We start from the raw sequence: 11,884 nt of genomic DNA on the forward strand, positions 1-11,884 counted from the left end.
GCTTTTGTAAGTAACTCGTAGCGAAAATTTTCAGCAGGGAACAGCCCAGGAGTCTATCTGACCATAGCTCCTGGCGTTTCTCGCGTGAGTCAGTATTTACTCTCAACCCACCTAAAAAGATGTTATTCAGAACGTTAAAATCGATCGCGGCGATAGCAAGTTTTGCGCTGCTCCTGGGCGCAAGCCAATACGCGACATCAGTTGCACATGCGGAAGAACCTGTCCAGGTTCTGATGTTTGGCGATGAAGGTCATCATAAGCCTTCGGAGTTTTACCGCTTGTTGGTCGGACCGCTGGCCGAAAAAGAAATCCAAGTTCATTACACTCAGGAACTTGCCGATATCAGCAGCGATAACTTAGCGAAGTTTGACGCATTGATGATCTTCGCTAATACCGAAAGGATTACGCCGGAGGCCGAGAAGGCGTTGTTGGATTACGTGGCCGGCGGAGGCGGGTTGGTCCCGGTCCATTGTGCGTCGTTCTGTTTTCTAAATTCATCGAAGTACGTCGAACTAGTCGGGGCTCAGTTCAAGAGCCATGGCTACACTCGGTTCGACACACAAGTTGTGGCTCCAGATCATGAGATCATGCAAGGGTACGAGCCGTTCAGTTCTTATGACGAAAGTTATATGCACTCGCGACATAACCCCGATAAGAAAGTATTGGAGGTTCGCAGCAAGGCTTCCGGACCTGTCAGCGACGAAAACGGAGAGCCCTACACGTGGGTGCGCACAAGCGGCGACGGACGAGTGTTCTACACCGCTTGGGGGCATGATTACAAGACATGGGAAAATCCTGGCTTTCAATCGCTGCTGGCGCGAGGGATTTACTGGGCAGCGAAGCGCCCAGTTCAGTTTAATGAGGCCGAAAAGGAATCGCCCGCAGTCGTGGCAGCAAAGCGACGCTTTGTTACGCCTGAGACGACGACACCAACGATCGACGAAGATAAGTTTACTTTTCAAGATGTTGGAGCAAAGATTCCAAACTATACGCCTGGTGAAAAGTGGGGGACACAAGGAGAACTGCTGACCCTGATGCAAGATCCGTTGCCTGCCGAAGAATCCGTTAACTCGTATGCTTTCCCCAAGGGCTTTTCGCTGAACATATGGGCTAAAGAAGCCGACAAGTATTGGCCAGCCGGTTCGCAACCGAAAACCAGCAACGCTGGACTCGGTGGCAAACCAATTGCTATGAACTGGGATGAAGCTGGAAGACTCTGGGTTTGCGAAACTATCGACTACCCGAACGAATTGCAATCGCCAGGCATGGGACGCGATCGTATTCGAATCTGTGAGGATAGCGATAACGATGGTCAGGCCGACAAGTTTACTGTCTTTGCCGAAAACCTGAGCATCCCAACCACTTTGCTTTGCTATCGTGGCGGCGTGATTGTGCAAGACGGTCAGAAGACAGTCTTTCTAAAAGATACGGATGGCGATGACAAAGCCGACTTCCGGCAAGAGTTGATCACCGGTTGGGCCCTAGGCGACACGCACGGCGGGGTCAGCAACTTTCAGTATGGTCCAGACAACTGGATTTGGGGGATGCAGGGCTATAACGATTCGCAACCAGTGATTAACGGCGTGCGGCAACAAAGGTTCCGCCAGGGATTCTGGCGATTTGCGGTCGACAAAGGTGCTTCTGATTCGAACGCGCCTGCTTATGAAATCGATAAATCCACCGGACGCGTCGCTAGCAGTGCGACTGAAAAATATGATGACCATACGATTCGAGTGAATGCGCTTGAGTTTGTGCGCGGTACGAACAACAACACCTGGGGCTTGGGATTTAGCGAAGAAGGCTACGTGTTTGGCTCTACTGCGAATTCTTGCCCAAGCGTGCACATGGCGATCCCCAATCGCTACTACGATAGTGTGGCGGGTTGGTCGCCTAAAACACTCGAGCAGATTTCGGATAACCACTACTTCAATCCTATCGACAAAAACATTCGTCAAGTAGACGTTCACGGCGGTTACACGGCAGGTTGTGGGCATGCGTTGTACACAGCCCGAAACTATCCAAGCGATTGGTGGAATCGTATCGGCATGGTATGTGGTCCGACCGGGCACCTTGTAGGAGCGTTTGTCATCGAAAGACGTGGCGCGGGATTTCGTAGCTACAATCCATTCAACGTCGTGGCCAGTATTGACGATTGGGCTGCTCCGATCATGTCGGAAGTTGGGCCGGATGGAAACGTTTGGGTGCTCGATTGGTACAACTATATCGTGCAGCACAATCCAACGCCCAATGGCTTCGAGACCGGTCGTGGAAATGCTTACGAAAGCGATCTGCGTGACAAGAGATTCGGTCGAATTTTCCGCTTGATTCATGGCGAACAGGAAGCGAATGCAAAGCCATCGACTTCCCTGTCTCTTGCGGATGCCAGTTCTGCAGACTTGGTCCGCGGACTTCAAAGCGATAATTTCTTCTGGCGAAGAACGGCCCAGCGACTCATCATTGAGCGAAACTTGAACGATTCTGCTACTCTAAGCCAATTGGTTGCATTGGTCGAGAATCAACAGATTGATGAGCTTGGCCTCAATACGGCAGCCATGCATGCAATATGGACACTATCCGGCTTGACGGCTGGCAAACAGGATGGAGAAGCATACGGTGCCTTAACGAATGCTTGCGTCAAAGGATTTAAGCATGCGTCAAGTCCTGTACGTCATGCCGCTGTGATGAATTGCCCAGCAAGCTTGATCAGCGAGGCCGTTGCTAACGATCTACATAACGACGTAGACTCCAAAGTACAACTTGCCGTACTGCTCCGCGTCGCTGATGGCGATGCTGGAAAGTCAATGACTGGCGAAGATTTGGCCAGCCTCGCCCATGGTGCTGACTCTGTGGTTCAAGACGGCATTTTGTTGGATGCTTGGACATCAGCGGCCGCAACTCAGCCGATTGAAATTCTCGTGGCATTGACTAGCAGTTCGGCCTCGAGCGGCCAAACACAAAAGCTGTTGCTCGACCGAATTGCTGTTTTGGCAGAACACATTGCGAGGTCAAATCCTACTGCTTCGGATATCGAGACGCTTTTGGACGTGAATCCAAATTCGGATGTCACGGTCGCCATGTGGCAAGGTATTGCAAAAGGTTGGCCACGAGATTTGGTCTTGAAGATTTCTCCCGAAGCTCAAGCAAAACTTCGCGAACGCTTTTTGAGCGGAGATGTAGGAATACAGTCTAAAGCGGCCGTGTTAGCTTTGGCCGAGAAGTGGTCTGTATCCGACTTGGACAAGATCGTTGCTGAAATTCAAAAAGACTTGTTCCAGGTCGCTTCCGACAAAGCTAAGTCGAATACGCAGCGCGTGGATGCTTGGACTCAAGCGATTCGCTTGGCTCCCGAATCGGAAGAGATTCTAGAAGCGGTCGAAGGATTGTTTACGCCCCAGCTAGCTCCAGAAGTTGCCGAACAAGCTATTTCAGCATTGCAGGCCGCACGTGTGCCGGGAATGACTGAAAAGCTATTGGAGGTGCGTGGAAAGCTTGGTCCAAAACTTAGCGGTAAAATCCTAACGCTGTTGTTGGCACGAGCTGATACTACTAAAGAATTGCTTGATGCAATCGGCGAAGGCAACGTTTCCTTTACCGACCTCCAGTTGGATCAGCGCCAAGCGTTGATGAACCATCCGACCAAGGAGATTGCTACACGGGCGGCTGAACTGATGAAAAGCAGCGGTGCTGCCGTCACATCCAACCGTCAAGGATTGGTCGACGAATGGATGTCGGTCACGCAAGATCAGGGTGATGTTGAAAACGGTGTCGCCATGTATAAGAAGCACTGTGCGTTGTGCCATCAACATGGAGACTTGGGTGTGGCTATCGGTCCGAATCTAACCGGGATGGCGGTGCATCCCAAAGCGGAATTGTTAGTTCACATTCTAGACCCATCCCGCAGTGTGGAAAGCAATTTCCGCACCTATCAAGTGCTTACGCTCGAAGGCGCAGTACTTACAGGAATGATGGCTGGGGAATCGCAGAATGCAATTCGCATGATCAACTCGCAAGGTAAAGAAGAGCAAGTATTGCGAGAGGATATCGAAGAGATGAATGCGTCGACGAAATCTTTGATGCCCGAAGGCTTCGAAAGTCTTATGACTAAAAAGGAAATGACAGACCTGCTCGCATTTTTAACTCAGCGTGGTCAGTATACTCCGGTTCCACTGGCAACTGCCGCGACTGTAAGTAGCGGGCAGGGTTTGTTCTTCAGCAAAGATGCTGCTGCAGAACGGATTCTGTTTGATAAATACGGAACAACGAAGTTCGGTGATGTTCCATTTGTATTGGAAGATCCTCAAGATGGCCGTGTTTCCAACATTATCATGCTCAATAGCCCGCTTGGTGACGCTGCCAAGACGATGCCAAGCCGCACTAGTTTACCTGTTTCCGGGACTGCTTCGGCTATCCATTTGTTAGGTGGCGTGGGTGGTTGGGCGTTTCCCTTCAACCGCAATGAAACCACTAGTCTCATTGTGCGTTGCGTCTACGAAGACGATTCTGTTGAAGAGCATAAGCTGATCAATGGCAAGCACATCGCGGACTATATTAACAAGGTTGAGGTGCCCGAGTCGCAGTATGCCTTGGATGCAAAAGGACGACAAGTTCGCTATATCAAGATCCCGATCGATGGAAGTAAGCCTCTCAAGTCGATCGATTTCGTGAAAGGTGACGATACTGTCGCTCCTATTGTGTTCGCGGTAACCATTGAAGCTGCTAAAGGCGGTGCCGCGCACTAAAAGGGCTCGTCCTGAAATAAGTTTCGCAATTCAGTTTTAGCGGTAGGGCGCGAGTCCTCCGGTTCTGTGACACCGGACGGCTTGCGCCGTTCCGCTTATATTGGAAATTGTCACCGGACGGCTTGCGCCGTTCCGTTAAAATTTGAATGTTTCGAAAACAAAGCATGGGAAACCCCCATGCTTTGTCCATTTCTGGGAGGCGTGTTGCAAAATGTCAAGCATTCAACTGCACTTTCCTGCGATATAGAGCTCAGCGAAGTATCGCTCTGAGAGACAGCGGGAACTTTGATACAATCTGTTTCGATGTTGATTTACGACTGTCGGACTTCAATGATCACACTGTGTCTTTTTGCAACGTAGCTTGTATCAACAGCATGAAAATTCGTGACATTCTATTCGAGATGGAAAAGCATGTGCCGTTGCAATTGGCCGAAGAATGGGACAATGTGGGTTTGCTGGCGGGTGACTATGAAGCAGAAGTTAAAAACGTCCTGGTAACTCTTGATATTACGCCGGCGGTTTTGGATGAGGCTATTGAATCGCGCGTAGGCTTGATTGTCACGCACCATCCCTTGCCCTTTCGTCCGCTAAAAAAACTAACGACCGCGGATCTCACTGGTCGGTTGTTAGTAAAAGCACTCAACAACAAGATAGCGATCTACAGTTCCCATACTGCATGGGACAATTCGACCAATGGGATAAACGACCAGCTGAGTCGGTTACTGAAGCTTGAGAGTGTAGAACCTCTTGTTCCCAGAAATCTGGCTGATGTAGATCGAACTGGTTCATCGCGTTTTGGTGTCCTGTCCAAGCCAACGACGCTTAGCGAACTTTTCCAGTGTCTGCAAAGCGGTATTGCGGGCATCCAGCCTCAAGCAAATTTCGATTGGCAGCACGAAGTTCAATCCGTAGCAATCTGTTGTGGCAGCGGAGGCTCTATGTTGCCGATGGCGCTGGGAAAACGTGCCGATGCTTTGTTGACTGGCGAAGCAACTTATCACCAATGCTTGGAGGCGAAAGCGGCTGGCGTAGCTTTGCTGATGATTGGTCATCATCCCAGCGAACAATTCGCCATGAAGAGGCTGGCGGAATTGCTAAAACAATGGCTGCCAGCCTTGGAAGTGCGGCACAGTGTTCAAGATGTGAACACAATTACTCGTGACGACAAACTATAGTTCGCTTAGCGTTTGCCTGCGTCAATTTCGAGAATGATGCCTCGATGATCAGAGCCAAAACCTTCCGGCAATACGTCTCGACGCAAGACGTTTACTTGATAGTTTGTTAGGGCATGATCGATTGGGATGCCGAAATCTCCCAAAAACGAAGGCCAAGATGAATAGTATCCCGCGAAGCGGCGTGTGTCGCATAGCGAAGCGGTGCGAATCAGCTTCTTGAAAATAGGCGACCAAGGACTGGTGTTGAAATCTCCCATCAGAATCGCGGGTGAATCTTTATGTTCGATAGCCCAATCGCCCGCTGCTAGCAGTTGTTGATTTCTTGCCAGGACGCGACCATCGGGCCACCGTGGGGAAAAGGTATGAAAAACCAGTAGGTTATGTTCCGGGGAATCTTCGTTTACGGAAAAACGAACGTTTGCCGCTCGCAACCCGGCAATCTTAGAGAATTTCAGTTCTGAGTCGGGTAGCTTGGAAAGAACAATCATACTTTGCGAATCCCATTGCGGCGACCAAAGGCTGTGCGCATATTGTGCACGTAAGGGCTCGAGGACTTTGCCTAACTCAGCGTTACACTCGATGATAGCGACGATGTCCGCGTCTGTTTCGCGGATAACTTTTTCTACTAACGCATAGTCAAAATTGATCAGTTGAGCGTTCCATACAAAGATGCGAACCGGAGCTGTGCCTGTGCCGTTAGGCTGCGACATCGGCATTGAGTTCCATGGCAAAGCGATATAGGTCAAGAACGTGAGAGGAAGTGCAAGTAGAACGAAGCGTCGAAGCCAGCTTTTCGAAGCGACCGATCTGCGACGAAGCAAAACCAAAACAAAAATAATGAACGTTGTAAAAGAGGTGATCACCCAAACATGCATCGACGTGTGGGTGATCACATCTGCAAGCGAGTACTTCAACGCAAACACCCACGCAATGCAAATCGTCCAAACAGGAAACACCAGCATGAAGGCGACGTTCAGCAGGAATCGTTCGAATATAGGCGGACGATAATCAGACAAATGCACTGCGGATGATTCAAGCGGAGCGGGCATAGGGCGTCAAAGATATAAGGAGAAGGCTGGTCGGAAATCGATGGAAATGTGAATAAACTTAGGCTTTCATTGGCCAGTGCATTGGCGGCAAAAGCAGTGAATCATGAGTCAGAAATGGTAGCATCACAAGAACTTTAAAGAGTTTGTTTTTTTGTCGAAAGTCAGCTTGACCCAAACCTAGGGTAGCTTCTATCTTGCTGCCATCGCCGCTTAAGAAAAGTCATGAAGACAACTCGAGAGTAGCCTTAAGATACGGATTAGTTTAGTTAATACAAAGGTTTGCGTGAGGAAAAGAATTGCTCGGTAGTCCTTCTGGGATGAAACGAGTACTTCAACAAGCCAGGGTAGCAACAAGGATGTTCGCTGTCCAAAATTTGTTTCCAAATGCAATGCCGCGGGACTTTCGGTGACACGGATGTCTACCTGCCCCGCATTAAAATATTGCTCCCGGTAAAGTCGCTCGCAGTCCTCCGCCCCCCTGGGACTCGTTCACTACCGGGAGCTTTTTTTTGCGCTCTGCCGAACACGCTCTCCGAATTTCCATCAGCACTCTCTGGTGTTCATGCAAATTCATCTCAATCGCAGCGTCCCCACCACTACCGCATTATGGAATCGTTAAAAGTTTCCTAATAGGCGCGAGCAGACCAACTCAGCACAAACTCCAGTACTGCAGTCGTCGCGATCGATACTCAAGGTAGATTCGATACTGCCTGTATTCGCTGCATTGCTAGCAAAATTGAAACAGGCGGTTCCTGAAGTGTTGAACTCAGGCCGCGGAAATGATCATCCGTCGGTCGACCCAGGACCAGTTCAAATATGAAAAAGTGCTTGGCATACGCGAGTCAGAGGACATGCTTGATTGCGATCGCAGTCGGTGTGGCTTTCGCTTATGTGCCACTACAAAGTGCGTCTGCCCAGCACGTTTCAACGCCAGCCATCTACGCTGACGTCTCTGTGGCCGAAGTCACCGCAACTGATGCAACGTCTAACTCGTCGGTTCCTCCAGACAACGCGAGACCCTCGTTGTCGACGGTCGCACTGGTGATTAACAATTCTCAGGCATCGAGCGGCGAGTTTATCGCGACAGATATGGACGCAGTCCGCAGCGATCTGCAGCAGACTGCGCAACCTTTGGGGGCCGTGTTAGGTGCCGACGAGATCGTGCAACTTGCGTGCAATCGCTCGCATGGACAGATCGTGACCCGAATTACACAGTCTGGCGGGCCGTGTAAGAAATCTTCGGATGCTTTTATCCGTCTTCGCTCGGCGATTATAGCGCAACTAGTTTCTCGGCAGCAGCAAGTGGTCGTTCAGAGGTCACTGCAGGCGCATTATGCCGTTCACGCTACAACACTACTTGCGCAAGAGCAGCTGGTGGCGCTCGAGCAGTTGGATGCGTTTCGCCTAAAGCAAATTGCCGCAGAAGAGAATGGGCTTCCGAACAGAGATCCGCTCGCTCTCGATCGCTTGGCACTACAAATCGCAGATGCATCGGCGCAGATCGTGAATGCAAACAGCATGGCTCGTTCGCAACTCTCGCTTCTCTTGGACACGTCGATCGCATGCGACTACATGCCGATGCTGGAGGCCGAGTGCCGCGTCTGTAATCTCGATTTGTGCAGCTTCATTGAAACGGCTCAACGGAACAGAGGAGATGTTCGCGCCATTGAACTTCTGCGAAACAGTTTGTGTGAAGATGTGTCTAGTGATTGGAGCTGTTTCGCCGGTCTGATGGATAGCAACCTTTCGTGCTCGTTGCTGTCGGTAGGCTCTACCAAGAAAAACTTTCTGATCTCGTTCTTAAAGAAGTCCGAAACAGAAGAACTACAAGAATTGCGTCGACGGTCTCTCACGCAGATCTTGGAAGCGATGCGAGACAAAGTGGCGTCAGAGGTCACTACTGCATGGTACGAGCATAACGAAGCTCTGCAGCGAATGAAGATCGCGGACGACTTGGTGAATCTTGCAACACGACGCCAGCAGCAGCTCGAGGAGTTTGGGAAAGAAGTGTTTGTTGCAACTGCCGAACTGGCGGAAGCTGAATTGAGTCTACGCCAAGCGAGAGTAGAGAAGATTAACCGGTTACGCGAGTGTCAGGCGGCCTACGTCGAACTTATTTACGCAGCGGGCTTGGCTTGGTAAGTCCCATCGATCCGCTTGCTATAACTTAAACGCATCTTCCTCGGTTTGATCGTTATAGATCGGCAAGTATCGGTAGTACACTTCCAGCACCATGATCGACATGGTGGTACGATAGAGTCTACCACCGTGCGAATCGCCCCAGGTGTTTCCGGGTGCCCAACTGCCAGCCGCATGGCCGGTGTTGGCTTGGCCTGAAACAAGGAAGTTCTTCATCTTTTCGTTCCATTTCTTCCAATGATCACCACCGTACTGTTTCATGACCTGTGTCGCGTAGTAATTTAGGTAAGCGTCATCGGTGCTAGGGCCTGCCTCTTGAATTTTATCGAGTGCGACGAGTAGACCTGGAGAAGTTTTTGGCATGCCCATGTACATCCGGCACAACAGAGCACAGGCGGTTAAAGCGTGGTTCCCGTTTCGATCACCAGGGACGCGATAATGGTAGGAGCTGCCATTGTCTGTTTGCACGCTGTCGAGAAAGAAGCTCGTCTTTCGGATAGTCTCTTGAGGAAATTGGATGTTGCTCATGAGAGCGCTTTTCAGGGCCATAATCTGCCAGCCCACAATCGAAGTGTCCCCAGGAGAACGCACTTCGTAGTTCCAGCCTCCGCCGCGAGGGTCTTGTGCGGCGACGATAAAGTTTACGCTCAACTGTGCCGCTTCGGCTAGTTTGGGGTCATTCGTCATTCCGTAAGCCTCGCAAATTGCCGTGGTAGCAATTCCTTGGCCGTACATCCTATTGTGTGAGCTCGGGTTATTTCCGATGTTGGGGTACGGTCCTGGGTCGTCAAACCAGGAACCTATTGCTACGCCTCCGAAACGATCAACACGCAAAGTTGATAGCAAAAATGATAAACCTTTGAATACAACTTCTTTGTATTCCCCATCCAAATGAGTTTGCCCAGCTCCGAGAAACGACATCAACGCCAAGCCCGTAGCAGCGTTTCTTGCGTCTAGGAATTTTCCTGGATCTCCACACTGTCCGTTACACGCGATCGGATGTCCGAAGGTCCACGAACCATCAGGCAACTGATGATCGGCAAGCCATCGAAGGCCCATAGCGACCGCCTTTTCGGTTTCGTCACCGCCGCCATACTTGGCAAGCAAATCTCGCTTTGTCGCGGCCGACCTTCCGTTCAGCCCTTTAGTTAAGGACGCGCTGCTAGTGGAAAGAAGACTGCTCGGGACCAACTGAGATGTTATGGACTCCATCGACAAGTTAGCCAAGCTTCCAACTTCAAGGTTGGTGACCGAAATTTCCATCGGTATTTCTGCAACCGACGGACTTACTTCGGGCATGCTTTGCGGCGCCATTTCCGTCTGTTCGCTGAGATCGGACGCGGAGATTTCGGTACTGGCCAACTCGAACGATTGAGAATCCGTCGGGTCTTCCGATCGACCGCTCTCGATCACCAATTTTGTTAGGGCCTCTTTGATCGGTTCGATGGAATAAGCTGCCATCGTCACCAGAATCGCCGTATGTAAGGCCAAGCTGATAAACCAACTTGGTATGCTGACCATCCAAGCTCGACGCTTCGACGTTGAAGCTATTTCAAAATCATCGTTTGCTTCGGTAGCCAGAGGTGAGCCGAATGTACTCTCGGCCGGAGAAGCGTCGTTAAGCGGACGGACTTTGGGAGCACTTGCCCGATTATTCTTTACTTGGCCGCTCGCCTCGACAGGTTTGGGACGCGGGAGTGGTCGCGCCGGGATTGGAGCAGGTGCAGGTTCGAGCGGCGCAGGCGTAGGCTCGATATCATCGGCGAACTCTGGCAAGTCGCTTCCGAAGTCAAGATTGTCGCTAGGCATCGAACGTGCTTTCCTCAGATTTAGAGATTAAGGTGCCGTAAATCCACTTACGGTGCCTCTTAGGTCACTTACTCTACGATAGGTGACGTCGGGTAGTTTGCCAAGCGATTGAGCCTACAGTGCAACCAAACTTATCTGCCGGTGTGTGGTCTATTACAATTTTGACTACTCCGAAGTCTTTGGAGACTCCGTTTCGCCCAGATTTATCTCTCGGCTGGAAGCAAGTTTGCGGTTTCGTTCGCTGCGGACATCGTCCGACAACAAAACTCGCTGCGCCAGCAACATCAAAAGGGTGCAAAGGTAGCGGCGCCCCATTTCGCGAATACGCAAGTTCGACGACCCCCACGTTCGCCCCTCCCACTTAATCGGAATCTGCGCAATCTTGTACTCACTGATGAGGGCGCTGAGCGACATTTCGAGCGTGATATTGAAATGGCAGGAGCGATAGGGGCCGCATCGTTCTATGACATGACGACGATAGGCTTTGAACGCATTGGTCAAGTCGTTCATATGGGTCCAGAACAAAATTCGAATTGCGTTGTTAACCAAACGATTTATCCAAAGCTTCAAACGCGGATAATGATTAACCACCGCTCCAGCGACGAAACGAGATCCAAATACGCAGTCGTAACCCTCTCTAATCTTTTCTACATATCGCAGCACATCAGCCGGATGGTCCGAGCGATCGGCCATATAGATGACAACAATGTCGCCGGTGACATTTTCAAGTCCCGACCGGATTGCCCGTCCAAAACCATTGGGAGGCTCTCGGCGAATCAAGCGGATGTTTGGCCAGCGAGCCTTTCGTTCTAGAACTTGTTGTTCGGTTACGTCCAAGCTGTTGTCGTTGACTACCAGAACTTCCATATCAAGTCCGTGCTGGTCATGCAGAAAGATCATCAAATCGTCCAAACATGGGCCGATGTTGATTGCTTCGTTATAGGCAGGTATGACGACGGATAGTTCGGGCATA

The 11,884-nt window shown here is 50.6% G+C and carries 6 protein-coding genes; 3 read left to right on the plus strand and 3 right to left on the minus strand.

Annotation, left to right across the window (positions count from 1 at the left end; translation table 11 throughout):
* The first annotated feature begins 119 nt into the window (after window positions 1-119).
* Both SH451x_RS01330 and SH451x_RS01335 read left to right on the plus strand, forming a co-directional pair.
* The gene (locus SH451x_RS01330) at window positions 120-4,739 is read left to right on the plus strand and encodes a PVC-type heme-binding CxxCH protein (RefSeq protein WP_479360485.1); all 4,620 of its coding nucleotides are present in this window, start codon (window positions 120-122) and stop codon (window positions 4,737-4,739) included.
* A 374-nt stretch (window positions 4,740-5,113) separates the two neighbouring features.
* On the plus strand, window positions 5,114-5,914 hold the full coding sequence (locus SH451x_RS01335) for a Nif3-like dinuclear metal center hexameric protein (RefSeq protein WP_479360487.1): 801 nt from the start codon (window positions 5,114-5,116) through the stop codon (window positions 5,912-5,914).
* Window positions 5,915-5,919: 5 nt separating this feature from the next.
* Here SH451x_RS01335 and SH451x_RS01340 read toward each other — a convergent pair whose 3' ends face one another.
* Complete coding sequence (locus SH451x_RS01340) at window positions 5,920-6,963, minus strand: endonuclease/exonuclease/phosphatase family protein (protein ID WP_479360488.1); 1,044 nt, start codon at window positions 6,961-6,963, stop codon at window positions 5,920-5,922.
* 816 nt (window positions 6,964-7,779) lie between these two features.
* Here SH451x_RS01340 and SH451x_RS01345 point away from each other — a divergent pair.
* Window positions 7,780-9,105, plus strand: a complete 1,326-nt coding sequence (locus tag SH451x_RS01345) for a TolC family protein (RefSeq protein WP_479360489.1) — start codon at window positions 7,780-7,782, stop codon at window positions 9,103-9,105.
* Between the two features lie 18 nt (window positions 9,106-9,123).
* On the opposite strand, the gene SH451x_RS01350 is transcribed toward SH451x_RS01345, so the two are convergent.
* A complete protein-coding gene (locus SH451x_RS01350) occupies window positions 9,124-10,911 on the minus strand; it encodes a prenyltransferase/squalene oxidase repeat-containing protein (protein WP_479360490.1) in 1,788 nt (595 codons plus the stop codon).
* Window positions 10,912-11,076: 165 nt separating this feature from the next.
* Window positions 11,077-11,883, minus strand: coding sequence for a glycosyltransferase family 2 protein (locus SH451x_RS01355; RefSeq protein ID WP_479360491.1), 807 nt, complete (start codon window positions 11,881-11,883; stop codon window positions 11,077-11,079).
* Window position 11,884 lies beyond the last annotated feature (1 nt).

Source organism: Njordella aestuarii (genome assembly GCF_056494165.1).